Source organism: Thermodesulfovibrionales bacterium (assembly GCA_035622735.1).
Lineage (GTDB): Bacteria > Nitrospirota > Thermodesulfovibrionia > Thermodesulfovibrionales > UBA9159 > DASPUT01.
The window spans coordinates 1-19,579 of the sequence record DASPUT010000053.1 but is presented as its reverse complement, the minus strand read 5'-3'; the positions used below and the strand labels follow the sequence as shown (position 1 = coordinate 19,579).

General features: G+C 54.7%; 15 protein-coding genes, 1 tRNA gene and 1 riboswitch. Of the genes, 10 read left to right on the top strand and 6 right to left on the bottom strand.

Going from position 1 to position 19,579, the window contains the following annotated elements:
• On the top strand, window positions 1–334 hold a 334-nt coding region (locus tag VEI96_02950; protein HXX56942.1), incomplete at its 5' end, for an ammonia channel protein.
• A 36-nt stretch (window positions 335–370) separates the two neighbouring features.
• Window positions 371–667, top strand: coding sequence for a hypothetical protein (locus VEI96_02945; protein HXX56941.1), 297 nt, complete (start codon window positions 371–373; stop codon window positions 665–667).
• 36 nt (window positions 668–703) lie between these two features.
• On the opposite strand, the gene VEI96_02940 is transcribed toward VEI96_02945, so the two are convergent.
• The 5 genes from VEI96_02940 to kdpA form a co-directional block, all read right to left on the bottom strand.
• The gene (locus VEI96_02940; protein HXX56940.1) at window positions 704–2,065 is read right to left on the bottom strand and encodes a Mur ligase family protein; all 1,362 of its coding nucleotides are present in this window, start codon (window positions 2,063–2,065) and stop codon (window positions 704–706) included.
• A gap of 44 nt (window positions 2,066–2,109) precedes the next feature.
• Entirely contained in the window at window positions 2,110–4,047 is a 1,938-nt protein-coding gene (locus VEI96_02935) for a DUF4118 domain-containing protein (protein HXX56939.1), read from the bottom strand.
• Window positions 4,048–4,145: 98 nt separating this feature from the next.
• A complete protein-coding gene (kdpC, locus tag VEI96_02930; GenBank protein HXX56938.1) occupies window positions 4,146–4,718 on the bottom strand; it encodes a potassium-transporting ATPase subunit KdpC in 573 nt (190 codons plus the stop codon).
• 13 nt (window positions 4,719–4,731) lie between these two features.
• The gene (kdpB, locus tag VEI96_02925) at window positions 4,732–6,798 is read right to left on the bottom strand and encodes a potassium-transporting ATPase subunit KdpB (protein ID HXX56937.1); all 2,067 of its coding nucleotides are present in this window, start codon (window positions 6,796–6,798) and stop codon (window positions 4,732–4,734) included.
• A gap of 2 nt (window positions 6,799–6,800) precedes the next feature.
• A complete protein-coding gene (kdpA, locus tag VEI96_02920) occupies window positions 6,801–8,597 on the bottom strand; it encodes a potassium-transporting ATPase subunit KdpA (protein HXX56936.1) in 1,797 nt (598 codons plus the stop codon).
• Between the two features lie 329 nt (window positions 8,598–8,926).
• Window positions 8,927–9,060, bottom strand: a riboswitch (cyclic di-AMP (ydaO/yuaA leader).
• Between the two features lie 164 nt (window positions 9,061–9,224).
• Between kdpA and VEI96_02915 the strand changes: the two genes are divergently transcribed.
• From VEI96_02915 to VEI96_02880, 8 genes are all read left to right on the top strand, one after another.
• Window positions 9,225–11,045, top strand: a complete 1,821-nt coding sequence (locus VEI96_02915) for a KUP/HAK/KT family potassium transporter (protein ID HXX56935.1) — start codon at window positions 9,225–9,227, stop codon at window positions 11,043–11,045.
• A 218-nt stretch (window positions 11,046–11,263) separates the two neighbouring features.
• Window positions 11,264–12,964 carry an aldehyde ferredoxin oxidoreductase family protein gene (locus VEI96_02910; GenBank protein HXX56934.1) on the top strand — a complete coding sequence of 567 codons (1,701 nt, stop codon included), beginning with the start codon at window positions 11,264–11,266 and terminating at the stop codon, window positions 12,962–12,964.
• A 194-nt stretch (window positions 12,965–13,158) separates the two neighbouring features.
• A complete protein-coding gene (gene rpsU / locus VEI96_02905) occupies window positions 13,159–13,356 on the top strand; it encodes a 30S ribosomal protein S21 (protein HXX56933.1) in 198 nt (65 codons plus the stop codon).
• 1 nt (window position 13,357) lies between these two features.
• The gene (locus VEI96_02900; GenBank protein HXX56932.1) at window positions 13,358–13,813 is read left to right on the top strand and encodes a GatB/YqeY domain-containing protein; all 456 of its coding nucleotides are present in this window, start codon (window positions 13,358–13,360) and stop codon (window positions 13,811–13,813) included.
• A 7-nt stretch (window positions 13,814–13,820) separates the two neighbouring features.
• Entirely contained in the window at window positions 13,821–14,795 is a 975-nt protein-coding gene (locus VEI96_02895; protein HXX56931.1) for an NGG1p interacting factor NIF3, read from the top strand.
• Between the two features lie 38 nt (window positions 14,796–14,833).
• Window positions 14,834–16,546 carry a DNA primase gene (gene dnaG, locus VEI96_02890; protein HXX56930.1) on the top strand — a complete coding sequence of 571 codons (1,713 nt, stop codon included), beginning with the start codon at window positions 14,834–14,836 and terminating at the stop codon, window positions 16,544–16,546.
• The gene (gene rpoD, locus VEI96_02885) at window positions 16,543–18,237 is read left to right on the top strand and encodes an RNA polymerase sigma factor RpoD (GenBank protein HXX56929.1); all 1,695 of its coding nucleotides are present in this window, start codon (window positions 16,543–16,545) and stop codon (window positions 18,235–18,237) included. The genes dnaG and rpoD overlap by 4 nt, the downstream gene beginning before the upstream one ends.
• A gap of 81 nt (window positions 18,238–18,318) precedes the next feature.
• Window positions 18,319–18,394 (top strand) — tRNA-Ile (locus tag VEI96_02880).
• Window positions 18,395–18,822: 428 nt separating this feature from the next.
• On the opposite strand, the gene VEI96_02875 is transcribed toward VEI96_02880, so the two are convergent.
• Window positions 18,823–19,579 (bottom strand): PDZ domain-containing protein (locus tag VEI96_02875; protein HXX56928.1); only part of this gene is annotated, 757 nt, incomplete at its 5' end.

Here is a 19,579-nt window from a genome sequence, read left to right as displayed (position 1 = left end):
CCTCTCCCTCACCATGAAGAACCGCTTCGGCTATGACGATTCCCTCGATGCCTTCGGTGTGCACGGGGTCGGCGGGATCATCGGAACCCTCGCCACCGGTTTATTCGCCCAGAAGCTCATCAATCCATCAGGGGCGGACGGACTCTTCTTCGGGAACGCGAAGGTCTTTCTGACTCAGGTCATCGGGATACTTGTCGCGATGGTCTATTCCTTCGTATTGACGGCGCTTATGCTGAAGGTCCTCGATTGGACGGTAGGCCTGAGGGTGAGTACCGAGGAAGAGGTTGAGGGTCTTGACCTGAGCCAGCATGGAGAGAGCGGATACACCCTATAACCGGTTATGCCGCCGTCACCCTTTCGTAGGAACATCATGAAGGTTCTGCGATTGTTCCTTATCCTCGGTCTCGTCTCACTCTCCCTATCGTGTAAAGGCAAGAATCCGGCCGAACAATACGGGGACAGGCTCATGAAGACCTATAAGGATTCAGAGAAGTTCGGCGATAAGACGAGCATCCAAAACCTGCAGGAATCCATAAAGGCCTTTCAGGCCGCAAACGGAAGATATCCGAATGACCTCAAAGAACTCGCTGACTTTGCCGGGATTCCCCTGGACAGCAACAAGTACACGTACGACCCATCGACGGGGATCATAAGCTCAAAAGAATAACCACAGTCGGCGGTGCTCGGAACGTCTCATCCGTCCTCATTCCTTCCTAAGTAATCGGGCTATCTCTCTTGCGAAATCGGAGAGCGTCTCATCACGCGCTCCGAAGACCACATAGGCATCCCATTCTCCGACTCGTTTCAGCAGCTCATCACGGCCCGAGACTGCCTCGACGGATCTCCCTCCGGCCCTTATTCCGACAGCGAGATCATTACTCGATATATCCTTAGCGACCGTACCGCCCGAATAAAAGATCGGGAGGAGTACGAGGTGATCGGTCTCCCGGAGACTCCTGATGAATGTCTCGATGTATTCCGCCTTCATCATCCTCGTCGGCGCAAACCCGTGAGGCTGAAATATATAGCAGACGCGCTCCCTGATATTCTTCATCGCTCCTGCGAGAGATGCTATTTTATGCGGGTTATGGGCGTAATCATCGATGACGATCCTCCTCCCGTCATCGAAATGGACATCGAAACGCCTCTCTATCCCCTGAAATTCCGGCAGAAGGAGGGCGATCTCCTCCGGCGGTAGGCCGATCTCAGAAAGCGCCGCTATGCACGAGAGCGCGTTCGAGGCGTTATATCTTCCCGGAATGGAAAGTCTGTACCGCACACCCCTCACCGAGAAATCCGTGCCAAATGGGCTGAGCGCGATATCTTGCGCTCTGTAGTCCGAAGGATTATCGATGGAAAAGGTGATTACGCCTTGTGCGTGAAGTTCTCCGGCGTGAGCGTCATCCGCATTTATGACGACCATTCCGTCTGTATGCTCCATCAGCACCCGGAACATCTCGGCTGTTCTGTCTATCGGGTTATGGTCGAGGTCGAGATTCAAGATGATCGAATGGTGCGGTCGATAGTCGACGATCGTCCCGTCCGACTCGCAGGCCTCGATGACGAGATAGTCCGACTTCCCGGCCTTGGAATTACCGGGGTTTGTCTCCGTCCTGAACTGCCGGACCCTCCCTCCTCCTATGAAATTGGGAGACATCCCTAGCCGCTCCATGAGGAATGCGAGCATGCCCGATGCGGTTGATTTTCCGCTCGTGCCGGCAACGGCTATGGTTTCAAATGCTTTCACGATCTCGGCGAGGTATTCAGGTCTTGTCTTCATCGGGATGGCGAGTTCCCTTGCCCTGAGGACCTCGGGTCTGTTCGGTTCGACCGCCGTGCTGAAGACGACAAGGTCAAAGGACCTGTCGATACCTCTGCCATCCTGCGGCACGATCGTAATCCCCTTTGCCCTCAAGAGGCCGCTGAGAGGATGATGAGGATCCTGATCGAATGCCCTGTCAGAGCCGACAATGATCCGGCCCTTGTCGGCCATAAAACAGGCGATCGCCGACATCCCGCTCCCTCCGATGCCGGAAAAGAATAGCTTCCGCTTTTCCTGAGTCATCGCTTCTCTCCTGACTTCCGAACCATTTCGTCTTCTCGCAGTTACTATTGGACCCTGATACGCTCTATCGCCAGCGCGCCGAGGCGGGTAATCGTTTTGAGGACCACCCGTCTTTCGGACGTCATGATCTCTTCGCTTCCCTTAAAATCGAATCCGACAACCCCGATAATCTCTTCTCCCGACATCATCGGCAGGTAGTAGGCCTTTGCCTGCGGCAGGGTACTCGTGCCGTGACCCGCAGGCTGCTTGTTGATCAAGACCCATGATGCCACCCCGAGCACCTGAGGGTTCACTTCAAACTCCGTGGTCTTCGCTCTCACCGATAGACGTTCGTGCTCAGGCAGAAAGACGGCCATTTCACACGGGAATATTTCTACTGTATGGCTGACCATGATCGAGAGAACCTGCTCTACGGTGCGGGCCGTTACCAAATCCTTGCTCAGCCCGTAGAGTGCTATATTCTTCATTTCACTCCGTTTCAGCAAGTCCACTTTGCTTCGCAGCTGGGAGGCGAGGTTGCTGATCACTACGACGACCGCGATATACACGACGAAGGAAATAAAATACTGCACATCTACCACCACAAAGCTGAAAGCGGGAGAGACGAAGAGGTAGTCAAAGATGAGGATACTCGTTATTGCCGCTGCGATGGAAGGTCCCCTTCCCAGGTAAAGCGCGCTCAGGATGACCGGCAGCAGGAGCAGAAAGAGGAGGTTGACCTGATCGAGACGACTCCGTAAAAGAAAGGCGAGGATCGACATAAACCCCACGGCAAGAACGCCGAGGACATAATTCATCGGCTTCAGGAACGTCACCCGTTTCCTCGGCATCACTTTCGGATCGACCCTCGCGTCCAACAGGTAAATGTCGATGTTGGGAGTCCTCGCGAGAAGCTTCTTAGGAATCGACTGGACAAGTCCGAAGCGGCGGGGTTTCCCTATGACGATCTTCGTCACGTTATGAGTCCGTGCATATTCGGCCATCACTTCCGTCGCGTCGTCTCCCTTGATCCAGACGAGGCGTGCCCCCAACTGCTTCGCCAGGTCCATCGCCTTATTCAGCCACTCCATCTCTTTCTCCGAAAGTGTCCCATGCCTTTCCGTCTCAACGTAGAAGGCGATCCATTCGGCATCGATGTCATTCGCGAGCCTGAATGCCGAGCGGACCAACTTCTCAGCGTAAGGGCTTGCGAATACCCCAACGAGAACGCGCTCCATCGCAGACCAGGGGCCGGCTATGGCATGGGCCTGCATGTAACTGCGCATCTTCTCATCTACGCTGCCCGCGACCGCGCGAAGAGCCAACTGCCGGAGTGCCAGCAGGTTCCCCGGACGGAAGAATTTCTGTACCGCGCTGTTCGCCATGTCCTTCACGTAGACCTTTCCTTCGTGGAGCCTCTTAATCAACTCCTCGGGCGGCAGATCGGCGAGCTTGATTTCGTCTGCCCCTTCAATCACCGTATCGGGCACTGTTTCGCGAACACGGACATTCGTTATCTGGTAGACGATGTCGTTAAGACTCTCGACGTGCTGTACGTTCATCGTCGTGTACACGTCTACGCCGGCATTCAGTATCTCTTCGATGTCCTGATATCTCTTGGCATTGCGGAGACCCGGGGCATCCGTATGGGCGAGCTCATCCACAAGCACCAGTTTGGGCCTGCGTGAGAACACCTTCCCTAAATCGACTTCCCTAAGTTCCACGCCCATGTATGTGACGACAAGAGGAGGGAGGATTTCGAGACCTTCCAGCAATGCATCGGTCTCAGGCCTTCCGTGGGTCTCGATATACCCCACGACAACGTCTATCCCTTCCTTTTTTCGCTGGCGCGCGTCAAGGAGCATCGCATAGGTCTTTCCGACACCGGGAGCGGATCCGAAGTATATGGTGAGCTTGCCCCGCTTTTCTTTGGTCTCTTCCTTTTGAGCAAGGTCAAGGAGCGCCTCCGGAGAGGGTCTCCTGTATTCTTCGTCTTCAGCCATATTTGTATATCCCTTCTCTGTCATTCCGCTCACCGCGCGAAACCGGATCAATCTTCTCTTGCCCTGGTTCCTGCCTTCGAGGGACCGGTATTCGGGTATTAACCCGTAGATACTGCATCGAGAGCCAAATTCAGTTTCAAAACATTCACCCTCGGTGATCCGAGGAGACCTAACTGGCGGCCATCCAGATGCCTTTGCACCAGGTCTTTTACCACATCCTCGGAAAGATGTCGCGTCTTTGCGATGCGCGGTATCTGTATCATAGCTGCTTCCGGGGTGATGTGCGGGTCAAGTCCGCTGCCCGAGGCTGTCACGAGGTCAGCAGGAAGGGGCCCCTGAACGGCCGATTCCCGGAAAGTCTTCACCCTTTCTCCGACTTGACTGATGAGTTCCTTATTCGTCGGGCCGAGATTTGACCCTCCCGATGCCAGGGCATTGTAAGGGAAATCGGTCGTCGCCGAAGGCCGCGGCCAGAAGTATTTCGGGTCTGAAAACGGCTGCCCGATCAGGGAAGAACCGATTGCTCTGCCGTCGGATCCATACAAGATGCTCCCGTTCGCCTGCCAGGGGAAGATGAGCTGAGCGAGGACCGTCACCGCGGCAGGATAGAGCACACCGGTCAGCAGCGACAAGACCACGAAGAGCAGTACGCCGTTCTTTATCTCTTTCATGAGGCCTCTCCTTTCAAATCAAGGCATTTATCAATGCGTCAATCAGTTTAATTCCAGCAAAGGGGGCGAGGAGCCCTCCCACCCCGTATATCAAAAGGTTATAGATGAGCAGCTTTTCAGCGTGCATCGGCCGGTACGGTGTCCCCTTCAACGCGAGCGGAATCAGGAGCGGAATGATGATCGCATTGAAGATAACGGCCGAAAGGATTGCGCTGAACGGATTGGCGAGGTGCATCACGTTCAAGATCCCGAGCTGCGGGTAGACTGCGGCAAAGGCGGCGGGGATGATCGCAAAATACTTTGCCACATCATTTGAGATACTGAAGGTCGTGAGCGTCCCCCTCGTCATGAGGATCTGCTTGCCGATCTCGACGATGTCGAGCAATTTCGTCGGGTTGCTGTCAAGGTCGATGATGTTTGCCGCCTCCCTCGCAGGCTGTGTCCCGGTATTCATCGCCACCGCGACATCGGCCTGCGCAAGAGCGGGGGCATCGTTGGTGCCGTCGCCGGTCATCGCTACCATGTACCCCTGCTGCTGGTTCTCCCGGATGAGCCTCAGTTTGTCCTCGGGCTTCGCCTCGGCCAGGAAGTCGTCCACCTCTGCTTCAGTAGCGATGGCCGCTGCCGTGAGAGGATTGTCGCCGGTGATCATCACGGTCTTAATCCCCATGTTTCTCAGCTGGAGGAATCGTTCGCGGATGCCCCCCTTCAATATGTCCTTGAGATTAATGACACCGAGGATATCCTTATCACAGCACGCCACAAGCGGCGTCCCTCCCGACTTCGCGATTTCCGTGACAATCCCGTGGAGGTCTTGGGGTACGATTCCGCCGCCGCCCTCGACATGGCGCATGATCGCATCGGCGGCGCCTTTCCGATAAGCCCGCCCCGCCACATTTGCCCCGCTAATCCTCGTCTCGGCACTGAAGGGTATCGTTTCGGCATTCGGCGGCAATTCCCGCATGCGGAGATCATACTTCTGCTTCGCAAGAACCACAATGCTCCGACCCTCGGGGGTTTCGTCCGTCATCGAAGCCATGAGTGCCGCATCAGCGACTTCCCTGTCGGAATACCCTGATACGGGTATGAAGGCGACCGCCTGGCGATCTCCGAGGGTAATCGTGCCGGTCTTATCTAAGAGCAGCACATTGACGTCCCCTGCGGCCTCTATCGCCCTGCCGGAGAGGGCTATGACATTCCTCTGGAACAGACGGTCCATTCCCGCGATGCCGATGGCGGGAAGGAGCGCCGCGATCGTCGTCGGTATCAGACAGACGAATAAGGAGACGAGAACCACCAGCGTAACCGGCTGGCCCTGCCCCATCGCCTTGACGCTATAAACCGAAAGCGGACTAAGATTCACCACGACGAGGAAGAAGACGACGGTCAGCGCAACGAGAAGAACCTCCAATGCTATCTCGTTCGGCGTCTTCCGTCGCTTCGCGCCCTCAACCATCGCGATCATGCGGTCGAGGAAGGTCTCGCCGGGATTCGCCGTTATTCGGACGACAATGCTGTTCGCTATCACCTGAGTGCCGCCCGTCACAGCGCTGCGGTCTCCCCCGGATTCCCTGACCACGGGTGCAGACTCCCCGGTGACAGCCGCCTCGTTGACGAGCGCGGCGCCGGCGATAACTTCGCCATCACCGGCGACCAGATCCTTCGCTTCGACGAGTATCACGTCTCCCTTGCGCAGTTGCGTCGAGGGGACAAGTTCGTACTGCCCGCCCGGTTCGGGCTTCTTCAATTTTTTCGCCATAATTTCGGTTCGTGTTTTCTTCATAGACTCTGCGCGGGCCTTGCCGCGTCCTTCCGCGAGGGACTCCGCAAAGGTGGCGAAGAGAACCGTCAGCCAGAGCCACGCTGAAACAGCCCCGGTGAACCAGGCAGGCTCCCCTCTTCCGCTCGCCAGATTGTAGATGAAATTGACCGTTGTGATCACGCTGCCGATTTCGACCGACAGCATGACCGGGTTCCTCCAGAGGGCCCTCGGGTCGAGCTTCCTGAACGAATCTATAAACGCTGCCTTTAACAGTTTCGGATCGAATATTCCCTTGCTCTTCTCTCCATGTTTCGCCATGACTATACGCCTCCCTGCATGATCATATGTTCCACAATCGGCCCAAGGGCGAGGACCGGGAAGAAGGTCAAAGCCCCGACAATCAGGATGACCGATACGAGCCAGAATATGAAGGGAAGCTGATCCGTCGGGAGCGTGCCGACGCTGGCAGGGACATGCTTCTTCTTCACGAGGGAACCGGCCATGGCCAGAATTGCGATAGCCGGACCGAATCGTCCCGCAAGCATTGCGAGAGAACCCATCAGGTTATAGAAGACGGTATTCGCGTTCAGGCCGGCAAATGCGCTGCCGTTGTTGTTGGCCATTGAAGCAAAGGCGTAGAGGACCTCGCTCAGGCCGTGCGGACCGGGGTTTGCCATGGAACTCACCGCTGAGGGCGTGATCAGTGCTATCGCGACAAACGGGAGGATGACGACCCCCGCAGTAAGGACGGTGATCACGGACATCCACATCTCCCTGACCTCGATCTTTTTCCCGAGATATTCTGGGATCCTGCCGATCATGAGGCCTGCAGTGAAGACCGAGATGATGACGAATGCGAGCATGGTATAAAGGCCCGATCCGACTCCTCCAAAGACAACCTCGCCCGAGAGGATGAGCATGAGAGGGATCATCCCGCCGAGGGGTGTCAATGAGTCATGCATCGCAACTACCGCCCCGCACGACGTGCCGGTAGTTGCGCTCGTGAAGAGGGAGGTGCCACCGAGGCCGAATCGTATCTCCTTGCCCTCCATGTTGGCACCCGGCGCACCCAGCCTTTGAAGCAGAGGATTGCCGCTGTATTCAGCCCAATAAAGCGCACCGACCGCCACAATGAGGATGACCATCATCGCCGTGTAAATGGCCCACCCCTGCCGCGTCTTGCCGACCATGCGACCGAAGGTATTCGTGAGGGCAGCAGGGATAGAGAGGATGAGGAGGATTTCGAGAAAGTTGGAGAGCGGCGTCGGATTCTCATAGGGGTGAGCTGAGTTTGCGTTGAAGAAACCGCCCCCGTTTGTCCCCAGTTCCTTTATCGCCTCCTGAGACGCGACCGGTCCCATAGGCAGTGTCTGCTCCTTCAGTGCCAGCTTCTCGGTCACAGCCCGTCCTTTTTCGTCTTTCACGGGGTTGCCCTGGTCATCGAGCTTCGGCTTCTCGTAGCGAGTCGGTTCCACCAGTTGGACTGTCTTGTAAGGGCTGAAGTTCTGGATGACGCCCTGAGAAACGAGCACGAGAGCGGCGATAAGAGATATCGGCAGGAGGACATAGACAACGCTCCTCGTCATATCCACCCAGAAATTGCCTATCGTTTCTGCGGTCCTCCGGGCGAGCCCGCGAATGAAGGCTATGACGATAGCCATTCCCGTAGCAGCCGAAAGAAAGTTATGCACTGCGAGGACGATCACCTGCGTGAGATAGCTCACAGCGGTTTCACCGCTATACGCCTGCCAGTTGGTGTTCGTGACGAAACTCACGGCTGTATTGATCGCCAGATGCCAGGAAAAACCCGGAAACTTACCGGGGTTGAGCGGCAAATACCCTTGCAGCATCAGTACCGCAAGCATCACCACCAGCCCCACGAAGTTGAAGATGAGCATAGAAAGAGCATAGCGCTTCCAGTTCATCTCATCGTCAGGTCTGATGCGTGCCACCCTGTAAAGGAGTCTTTCCAAAGGGCCGAACGCCGACGTAAGAAAAGTCCTTTCGCCTTCGTATGCCTTCTTCATATACCCGCCGAGAGGCCTTACAAGGAGCGTGAGCAGAACCAACAACGCAAAGATCTGGGCAATATCAAATGTCATGCCTGTGTATTGCATAGTCGCCTCCTAAAACGTACCTGGTCACCCATGGCGTCCGTCTGACCGGGCTTCACCTCATCGGGCATCGGTGAGGTGGTAAAGACGGTGGCCACAAGCCCGGATAATACGATCGGGAATATTGAAATTGATGCCTTTTCCATTTTCTCTCTTTTTCCCCCCTTCTCAATCTGCACAGTACTCCTTAAATGCCCTTACAGAATAATAACGCACAATTCGACGCTTTTAAACGGGAATTTCTACAGCACCATAAATCCTTCTTTTTGAGAGGGGCAGGAGAGGGAGAAAATAAAAAAACCGCCGGCAATCGGCGGTTCCTATTTTCTGCCTGTTGCCCTTCCAAATGCCTGCGAGGTTAGCTGTCGGGCTCGGGCCTGGAAGTGCCCTATCCCTGAAGGAATACGCCCCAAATGTTCGGGTCCCCCGCGTCCGTTCTCTGAACGGACTTCGGCTGCTATTTGAACTTACTTTAGAACGGAAAGAAGAATTTGTCAATATGAAATGGTACTGTTAGGTTCTTGATTCGTTCATGCCCTGAATTCCCAATGAGAGCGGATGAGTCGTCGCTCTCGAGTACTACTTGTTAATGTTGCAAACGATAGCTAAAATAGACGGACCCGGAAGGTCATGGACATGCGGGAGAAAGAGAACCAGATAAAAGGCATCGTCAAGTCACTCGGTCTCGTATTCGGAGACATCGGAACCAGTCCTATCTACACGCTGACGGTGGTCTTCCTTCTCCTGAAACCGACTCATGACAACATCATCGGCGTCCTATCCCTCGTCATCTGGACTCTCGTTGCCCTGGTAACGGTGCAGTACGCCTGGATAGCCATGAATCTCAGCAGACGGGGAGAAGGAGGAACGATCGTGCTGAGGGAGATTCTTGCTTCCGGACTCAAGTCCCGAAGGAGCATCATCCTTGTGTCGATACTCTCCTTCATAGGGATCTCGCTCCTCATAGGAGACGGGGTCATCACGCCTGCCATCAGCATATTGAGCGCCGTTGAAGGGGCGGTGCTCATCCCGGGATTGGAAAACCTGTCGAAGACAGTCATCGTGCTCATTTCGATGGTCATCGCAGTCATCCTCTTTGCGTTCCAGAGCAAGGGGACGGAAAAGGTCGCGGGGGCGTTCGGGCCGATCATGATTGTATGGTTTGCCGCTCTTCTCATTTCAGGGGTGGATTCCATACTCGAGGCGCCGGCGGTCATCGATGCGCTCAATCCCTATCACGGCATACAGTTTCTCCTGAGAAACAAGGTCGCTGGTTTTATCGCCCTGGGAGAGATCATCCTCTGCGCGACGGGCGGCGAGGCGCTCTATGCCGACATGGGCCATCTCGGGGCGAGACCGATCCGGCAGGCATGGTCGGGGGTCTTTGTCGCCCTTGTGTTCAATTATCTGGGACAGGGCGCCTATCTCCTGAGACATCCCGAAGCGAAGAACATCCTCTTCGAGATGATCTTCTCTCATGCAAGGACTTTCTATGTGCCCTTTCTTCTCCTGAGCATCACCGCGACGATCATTGCGTCTCAGGCGATGATCAGCGGGATGTTTTCGATCGTCTTTCAGGGCATCAACACAAGGATCATGCCGATGTTCAGGGTCGATTATACCTCTTGGGAGAGGAGGTCGCAGATATATATCGGGAGTGTCAACTGGTTCCTGCTCTTTGCCGTGCTCTTCATCATGCTCCAATTTCAGGAATCGAGCCGCCTCGCCGCCGCATACGGTCTGGCGGTCACGGGAACCATGACCCTCACCGGCATCATGATGATTTGGATCTTTTCGGCCAGGAAACAGCATTTCTTTGCCTTCGTCTCATTGCTCGTGACATTCATCGATATCACCTACCTCAGCGCAAACTTTACCAAACTACCCCACGGCGGATACTGGTCGCTCGTCATCGCATTCTTTCCTCTGGCGACGATTCTCCTCTATACGCAGGGGCAGAGGAAACTTTACCGGATGATGGATTTCATGCCCCTCGAAGATTTTCTCCTGAAGTTCAACAGGGTCTACGGGACCTCCGAAAGAATCAAGGGCACCGCCCTCTTCCTCCTGAAAGACGTCCGGGAAATCCCCTTCTATATCACGCAGACGATGTTCTACCACGGCATACTCTATGAAGACAATATCTTTGTCTCCCTTATAAAGAGGGACGACCCTTACGGCGTCGCAGGGTTCTTCAGGGAGGACCTCGCAAACGGCCTCCGCGTCTTTGAGATGCAGATGGGATATATGGAAGGCATTGACGTGGACGAGATACTACGCGAAGCGGCCATAGATGAACGGGTCGTCTTCTACGGCATAGAGGACATCTCGACGAGAAATATTATCTGGAAGCTCTTCGCCGTCATCAAGCGGCTGACGCCGACATTCATCCAGTTTTACATGTTCCCGCCAAAAAAACTCCACGGAGTTATCACAAAGGTCGGGCTGTAACGAGAAGCATTCATTCGGGCTTCTATCCCCTCTCGGATTCCGGCCGCGCCTTGATGAAACCCGTGGGGTCTCTTGTTTGCCCTGTCCGCTCCCGTGCACCGAAGCAAACTCAATGACTCGTGGGGCTGCGGCTGGAACAGAATGATGCATCTGTCATCCCGAAGGGAACTGTCCGATGGGCCTGAAAAAGTAGCCTGCAATGGTAAAATAGAGTATCCATGTACGGTTATATGGGGAAGAGCATCAGGGTCGACCTCACGAAGAGTGAGATCGAAATCTTCAGGACCCCCGAGGAATTATGCGACAGATACCTCGGCGGCAGGGGCATCGGCGTTGCCATGGTCGCGCCGAAGATAACTGAGAATTACGATTCTCCCGAGATGCCGCTTATCTTCGCCACCGGTCCTCTCGTCGGAACAGCCGCGCCGACTTCGGGGAGGATGTCTGTCATCTCACGGTCGCCCTTAACCGGGACGGTATTCGACTGCTCCGTCGGAGGGAGATTCGGCACGGAACTGAAGAAGACTGGGTTCGATCTCATCGAAATAACCGGCGCATCCAGGAAATGGGTCCTCATCGTCATCGAGAATGACCGTGTATCGATAGAAGATGCCGATAGTTTGGTCGGAATGAATACCTCCGAGGTAGGGGAACGTATCGGGGGGAAAGGCTCGTATGCGACCATCGGGAGATCGGGAGAGGGATGGGTACGGTTCTCTTCGATCGTCTTTGACGGCCATTACCTCGCAGGAAGAGGCGGACTCGGCGCGGTCATGGGCGCGAAGAAGCTGAAGGCCATAAGAGTTCAGGGAGACGGAACAGTCCCCGTCGCGGATAGAGAAGGACTGAAGAAGGCCCGCGAGGAGATCATGAGACTCTTGCGGGCGTCCCCTGCAGTCTTCGGAGAGCTCGGGCTCTCTGAGTTCGGGACGGCGGCCCTCGTAGATCTTATCCATGCGAGGAGGATGGAGCCGACGGAGAACTTCAGGAGCACATTCTTCCCCCTCGCATCGGCATATTCCGGGTATGCCATGAAGACGCGGTACAACGCAGGGAAAACCGGATGTGCCGGCTGTCCCATCCTCTGCAAGAAGATCGGCTCCGCGGGAGAGATCATCCCGGAATTCGAGAGCGTATCCCATTTTGGCGCGTTGAACGGCTGTAGTGATGTGGAGAGCATTGTTGAGGCGAACAGGATCTGCAACGAGTACGGCCTCGACACGATCAGCGCCGCCTCGACAATAGCGTGTTTTTCAGAGATAGAAGGGAAGAGGCTCTCCCCCCGTGATATGGTGAAGCTGCTCATCGAGATTGCGGAAAGAAAAACGAAAAACGGTGAAGCCCTCGGAGAAGGCTCATGGAGATACGCCTCATCCATGGGTCGTCCGGAAACAAGCATGTCCGTGAAAGGGCTTGAGCTCCCTGCCTACGACCCGAGGGGAGCTTACGGAATGGCTCTCGCATACGCAACGTCCAACAGGGGGGGGTGCCACCTCAGGGCCTATCCCATCAGCCACGAAATCCTCAGGAAACCGGTCGCCACGGACAGGTTTTCCTTTGAAGGGAAGGCCCGGATAATCAAGATAGCAGAGGACATGAACGCCGTCGTCGATTCCCTGACCGCATGCAAGTTCGTTTTTTTTGCTGCGGGTCTTGAAGAGTATGCGAAGGCGGTTCAGGCGGTAACGGGGAGGCTCTATGATGTACAGTCTCTTCTGCGAACCGGCGAGAGGATTTGGGGCCTGGAACGGCATCTGAACGGGCTGAACGGTTTTGCGAGATCCGATGACGACCTGCCGGAACGGTTTTTCAAAGAGGAGGGCACGAAGGACGGCACTACTCAGCTTCACCCAATAGACAGGGAGGCATTCTTGAAGACTCTGGACACCTATTATCACATCAGGGGATATCAGGAGTGATGGCCCCTGAAGACTCCCCATTTATAGACTTCCGGAAGACGTGAATCGGCACTGAAATCCGAGCGTAATTCTCCCCGTCCGCTCATCCCATCAGCCTTGACATGTTTCGGAAATACCTGGTACATTATTTCGAACCTTTCTGGCCTTTCACAAACAGATGGGAGAATCCGATAACGGGGGGGAGGGGTATATGGATGCCCTCTATAAGGGTACGGGAGAATGATTCCTTCGAAAATGCGCTCCGAAAATTCAAAAAACAATGTGAGAGGGAAGGAATCCTTTCGGAAGTAAAAAAGCTGGAGCATTACGAGAAACCGAGCGTCAAGAAAAAGAAGAAGGCGATCGCTGCACGCGAGAAGGCTCTCAAGAAGATAAGAGTGGCGGTACGATAAGGTGTCTCTCCTTCAACGATTCGATGAGGACCTGAGGTCGGCGATGAAAGCGTCGCAGGGCCTCAAGGTCTCCGTGCTGAGAATGGCAAAGGCTGCCGCAAAGAATAAGGAAATAGAAAAAGGCAAAAGCCTCACGGATGAAGAGATAGTGCTCATCCTCTCCTCCATGGTGAAGCAACGCCGTGAGTCTGTGGAGCAATACACAAAGGCCGGAAGGAGGGACCTTGCCGCAAAAGAGACCGAGGAAATCTCGATACTCCAGTCATACATGCCCCGACAGCTCGGCCGTGAGGAGCTAGACGGAATGATCCTCGATGCGATAAGAGAATCTTCCGCGAAGGATATGCGCGACATCGGCAAAGTGATGCGCATACTCATGCCGAAGATAAAAGGCGTTGCCGATGGGACGTATGTGAACGAACGGGTGAAAGAACTGATGGATCGCGATCGGGAGTAACCTCTCTATGAACCTTCGACAACTTTACGATAGAGCCATTGCCATCGGCATGGAAAACGACCCGAGGGGGAGAGAGACCATCCTCCGGGACCTCGAGGCAAAGAAGAAGGACTACGACGCCCTGAAAGAAGATGAGAAGGGCGTCTTTGACCCTGAGACCCTCCGCCATCCCTATGCAGACTCGAGGATGCTCAATGGGACCGGAGAAGAGGAAATAACGGGTATCCTCGTCGGGATAGACATAGAGGTGGGCGAGTTGCTCCTTTTTGACAGGCTTAAAGAAAAGGGGATGAAGGTCGATCTCGTCGCTGCTCATCACCCTGGCGGGAGGGCCTACGCAAAACTCTATGACGTCATGAGGATGCAGTCCGACATCCTCCACAGATACGGTATCCCGATCAGCACCGCGGAAGACCTCATGGAGGGGAGGATCAAGGAGGTTGAGCGGAAACTCCTGCCCGTCAACCATACAAGGACCGTTGACGCTGCGAGACTCCTCGGAATACCTTTCATCTGCCTCCACACGCCCGCCGATAACATGGTCGCAACCTATCTGCAGGGGAGATTCGACGAAGAAAAACCATATACCATTGCTGACGTTATGGATATCCTCAAGGGTATCTTCGAATACCGGGAGGCTGCCCGCAACGGCGCAGGACCGCAGATTCTCATCGGGTCGCAGAAGAGGAAGGCAGGCCGCATATTCGTGGATATGACCGGCGGCACCGAAGGATCCAAGGAAATATTCGAGAGCATGGCATCGAGCGGGATCAACACCGTTGTGGCTATGCACCTCAGCGAAGAACATCGGAAAGAGGCCGAAAAGAACCATCTCAATGTTGTCATCGCAGGGCATATATCGAGTGACAGCCTCGGTCTGAATCTCCTTCTCGATGAGTTAGTGCGCGGTATCGCAGCTCCCTTCGAAATATCGGAGTGTTCCGGATTCAGGCGTTTCAGCAGATTACCTGCTCCTGCCTGACCGTTGTTTCGTAACATGTTCTCGTACCGGCCGTTCAAATGAAGACTGAGAAACTCATTGATGCGATAAGGGCGCGGCTCGATATCGTCGACGTGGTATCGGACTATATCGAACTGAAACGTTCGGGCCAGAACTTCAAGGGTCTCTGTCCGTTCCATGCAGAAAAAACGCCATCGTTCATGGTACATCCCGAAAAACAGATATTTCACTGCTTCGGCTGCAACGCAGGGGGGGACAGTATCGGTTTCATCATGAAGTACGAGAACGTCTCCTTTCCCGAGTCCCTGAAACTTCTTGCAAAGAAGGCGGGCCTGGATCCGAAAGAATTTTCCTCCCCGGGCAGGCAGGACGACACGAAAGAGAAACTCGTCGGACTGCTCAGGGAGGCGTCGAAAGTCTTTGCGGAGCACCTGAAAGCGTCAAAGACCGCATTATCGTATCTAAAGCGGAGGGGGATTGCCGATGATACGGTAAGAACCTTCTCCCTCGGCTATGCTGCAAAGGATTGGCATCTCCTTTCGAGATCGCTCAGACGGAAAGGCTTCTCTGAAACCCTCATCCTCCAGTCCGGGATAGCGTCTTCCGGGGAGAAGGGCATCTACGATACCTTCAGGGACAGGATCATCTTTCCGATTGCCGATGTCCAGGGGGAGATCATCGCCTTCGGCGGAAGGGTGATGGACGAATCCCAGCCGAAGTACCTGAACTCTCCTGACACCCCGCTCTTCAAGAAAGGAGAGACCCTCTACGGGCTCAACCATGCAAAGAGCGGCATCAGGGAGAAGGGATACGCCCTCATAGCCGAAGGATATTTCGATGTCATTCTTTGCCACCAATACGGGTTCATCAACACGGTGGCGCCCCTCGGCACCGCGCTGACGCCGGGTCATCTTCAAAAATTGAAAAGATTCACAAAGAAAACCATCCTCGTATTCGACGGCGACGAGGCAGGGATAGCAGCCGCGAAGAGGTCGGTCCCTCTTCTCCTTGAGCAGGGATTCGGGGCAAAGATACTCCTCCTGCCCGAGAGGGAAGACCCCGACAGTTTCCTGAGAAAGCACGGCGCGGTGCCCTTCGGGAAGCTCCTCGCTGCGTCGCGCTCCGTCGTCGATTTTCTCCTCGGGTTGACGGGAAAAGACAAGACCGAGACGGTTCGCGAGACCCTCGAAATTATCTCGGCGGCGGGTGACGCGATCATGAGGGAGGACCTCATTCGGGAGCTTTCGGAAAGGTCGGGCATCCGCGAGACAGTCGTAAGAGAAGAGATGATGAGACTCGGGAAGAAATTGGGAGAAAGAACGAGGATCAACCCATCGTCTTCCCGTCTGTCAGTGAGGGCGTGCTCCTATGACGAGGAGGTTCTCCTCTTAAGCGCCGTCATCGCTTACCCCGACAGGCTCGAGCGGATAGCACCCATCGTTTCGGGCTGCGAGTTCAGAAACCAGTCCGTGGGAGACATATTCTCGAAACTCATTTCAGGAGGCGGGGGGGGAAGCGTCGAGGCGCTCCTCCCGTCCCTGAACGACGAAGAAAAGGCGCTTGTCACGCTGCTCACGGTGAGTCCGGGATTCGATCGCGAGACCGTGGACAAAAATATAGAGGACTGCGTCAGAAGGATCAAGGCAAGAAAAGACGACGACAGGCTGAAGCAGGTTCATGAGCGGATCAAACAGGCCGAAATTTCCGCCGATAGTGAGATGCTGAATGCTCTTCTGCCGGAGTGGCAGAAACTGATAAAGGAGGCCCGGTGATAGAAGGCTTTAAGCGTTTTGACGGCGACTTCGATGGCAATGACCCCGAGCTCTTGAAAGAGCCGGAAATCGAAGGGGAATCATTCGGAGACGAGGACAAGGTCTCCCTTATGGAGGGCGAATACGAGCCCGTTAAGATGTACCTCAAAGAGATGGGAAACATTCCCCTTCTTACGAAGGAAGGCGAAGTCGACCTGGCACGAAAGATAGAAATGGGCAGAGAGAAGATACTGAGAGGCATATTTTCATTTCCCTTTGCCCTCGATAAACTCATAACCCTCGGTGTCCTCGTGAAAACCGGGGAAGCCCCCTTGGACGAGCTCATCCAGAGCGATGTCGACGCTGAAGACGTCCTTGTCGAAAAAAGGGAGAAATTCTTCGCAGTCACGGAGAAGATAAGAAAGCTCTACGAGAAAAGAAAGCCTGCCTTCGACGGACATTATCCCGTCACCACCAGGAATAACACTCCTCGCGGAGAGGAGACTGGCCGGGTCACCGGAAAGAAAGGCAGTGGAAAAGGGGAGGCGACCACTGAATCCCGCGCCCGTGAACTCAGAAAATTCCTCGAAAAGAACCAGGAAAAGATTGTGGAGACTGTCCGGGAACTGCGGCTCAAAGAGGACGTCATGTCGGCACTTGCCGAAAGACTCGGAAAGACCGTCGGTGAGATAGAAGAAATTAGGAAGAAGATGACGCCCTTGAACAAAAGGCTCAAGACCTTCGGTATTGACGTCGACAAGCTGGAGCGTGATTCTCAAAAAAAAGCTGCCGGGAAAGGCATTTCTCAAACCATTTCAAAGACCTCCTCGAAGGGAAAGACACTTGCCGGTGCCCACGAATCGCTGAAAGAGAGGTATCGCGGATACCTCAATGAGATTGCGAAGCAGGAAGGCTCGATCGGTGCGCCCCATGGAGAGATGAAACGGATGACGGAGATACTCTCCGATGCCGGAAGGGAAGTCGGCGATGCAAAAGACGCCATGGTCGAAGCGAACCTGAGACTCGTCATCAGCATAGCGAAGCGCTACATCGGAAAGGGATTGAGCTTCTCGGACCTCATTCAGGAAGGCAATATCGGCCTGATGAGGGCCGTCGACAAATTCGAATACCGGAGGGGATACAAGTTCAGCACCTATGCGACATGGTGGATCAGACAGGCGATAACGAGGGCTCTCGCCGACCAGTCGAGGACGATACGGATACCCGTACATATGGTAGAGGTGATCAGTCAGATCACCAAGACCACGAGGGAACTCGTCCAGGAATTGGGGTACGAGCCTTCTCCCGAAGAGATAGCAACGAGAGTCGACATGCCGATCGAAAAGGTGAGGACAATCCTGAAGATATCAAAGGAACCGGTATCTCTCGAGACCCCGATAGGGGAGGAAGAAGACAGTCACCTGAGGGATTTCATCGAAGACAAGGCGACCCTGTCTCCCCTCGATATAGCGATCAGCGGCGATCTGAAGGCGCAGATCGATAAGGTCCTCTGCACCCTTCACCCCAAGGAGGCGCAGATCATCAAGAGAAGGTTCGGTATCGGCGAGGACGCGCCTCGCACCCTTGAAGAACTGGGGCAGGAGTTTGACGTCACGAGGGAGAGGATCAGGCAGATTGAGGTGAAGGCACTCAGGAAGCTGAAGCATCCATCGCGGTCGAAGTGGCTCAGGACATTTATGGAGGCATCTTGACCCGGCCGGAGTCGACCATTTAGAATAGGACACCGAAAAGATTCCCGATTCTCTCTATTCTCACCATCGCAATCCATTTTCGGGCCCATAGCTCAGTTGGTAGAGCTACCGGCTCATAACCGGTTGGTCCCAGGTTCGAGTCCTGGTGGGCCCACCATTTCCATGTATTTCATTCAGATAAAGCATTATTCTTCTGATCGCATTCCGCGGGGGATTCCCCCGAACATCCGGTCACTCGGCGCTCTCGTTCCTTCGTCAGCGGTATGGTCGAGTACCTGACGAACTCTTGACATTCAAACCCCGTCTTCATACAAAAACCCACTTTACTGTCTTCACACTGCACACATGGGGGTTTACGGTCGGACATTGTTTTCACAATCGCCCGATAACCTGGAGGACTCATCGTTTCCTCGGGAATCGACGAACCCTGTTCACCACGAGTGCCCAATCTTGATGATTCGGTAACGTCCTTTCGTATGCACTGCCTATACGACAACCTGCCCTTTGAACATCTCATCGCACGCTCCTTCTCAAATGTTGTGGGCTCCGGCAGGGGAGTGCCTCCCCTGCCGGATCTTGCTCATACTACTTTGGAGCCACAGCAACAAACAGGTCGTTTGTTCCCCTGTGAATCAGGAGGAGAACGTTTCCGTCCTTTGCTCCCTCGATCATATGCAGGAAGCCCTGAGTGTCCCTAACCGGTTTGCGGTTAACCTCCTGGATGACATCTCCTCGCTGGATTCCGGCAGTCGAGGCTGCACTCCCCGGCTCGACGTTGGTCACCACAACCCCGGTCTCATCCTTTATGCCAAGTGCCCTTGCAACTTCTGGAGTGATGTCTTGGATGGCGATCCCCAGCTTCTTGTGAGATGGAGCCTTCGAGACCTCAGCATCATCAGTCATTTCTCCGAGTCTTGCCTCCTTGGTGGTCACCGAGCCGTTTCTTGAAAGTGTTATCGCCACAGTCTTTCCGACTGCCGCTTCACCCACGATTCTCGGCAATTCCTTCGAGTCATTGATCTCCTTACCATCGAATTTGAGGATGATGTCCCCTTGCTCGATGCCCGCCTTCTCAGCTGGACTGTCCTTGAAGACTTGCGATACCAGGGCGCCCTTCTTCTCTTTCAGCCCAAAAGATTGGGCGAGGGATTCCGTTACTTCTTGAATTCCTACGCCAAGCCATGCCCGGGTCACCTTCCCCTTCTCCTTCAACTGCGGGAGCACCTCTTTCGCCATGTTGACCGGGATAGCGAATCCGAGACCACGGGCAGACGCAATGATCGCTGTGTTAATGCCGATCACTTCTCCCTTTAAATTAAGCAAGGGGCCGCCGCTGTTTCCC

Coding starts and splice junctions, on each gene's coding strand:
- VEI96_02945 (HXX56941.1), top strand. CDS start 371: ATGAAGGTTCTGCGATTGTTCCTTATCCTCGGTCTCGTCTCACTCTCC.
- VEI96_02940 (HXX56940.1), bottom strand. CDS start 2,065: ATGACTCAGGAAAAGCGGAAGCTATTCTTTTCCGGCATCGGAGGGAGC.
- VEI96_02935 (HXX56939.1), bottom strand. CDS start 4,047: ATGGCTGAAGACGAAGAATACAGGAGACCCTCTCCGGAGGCGCTCCTT.
- kdpC (HXX56938.1), bottom strand. CDS start 4,718: ATGAAAGAGATAAAGAACGGCGTACTGCTCTTCGTGGTCTTGTCGCTG.
- kdpB (HXX56937.1), bottom strand. CDS start 6,798: ATGGCGAAACATGGAGAGAAGAGCAAGGGAATATTCGATCCGAAACTG.
- kdpA (HXX56936.1), bottom strand. CDS start 8,597: ATGCAATACACAGGCATGACATTTGATATTGCCCAGATCTTTGCGTTG.
- VEI96_02915 (HXX56935.1), top strand. CDS start 9,225: ATGGACATGCGGGAGAAAGAGAACCAGATAAAAGGCATCGTCAAGTCA.
- VEI96_02910 (HXX56934.1), top strand. CDS start 11,264: ATGTACGGTTATATGGGGAAGAGCATCAGGGTCGACCTCACGAAGAGT.
- rpsU (HXX56933.1), top strand. CDS start 13,159: ATGCCCTCTATAAGGGTACGGGAGAATGATTCCTTCGAAAATGCGCTC.
- VEI96_02895 (HXX56931.1), top strand. CDS start 13,821: ATGAACCTTCGACAACTTTACGATAGAGCCATTGCCATCGGCATGGAA.
- dnaG (HXX56930.1), top strand. CDS start 14,834: ATGAAGACTGAGAAACTCATTGATGCGATAAGGGCGCGGCTCGATATC.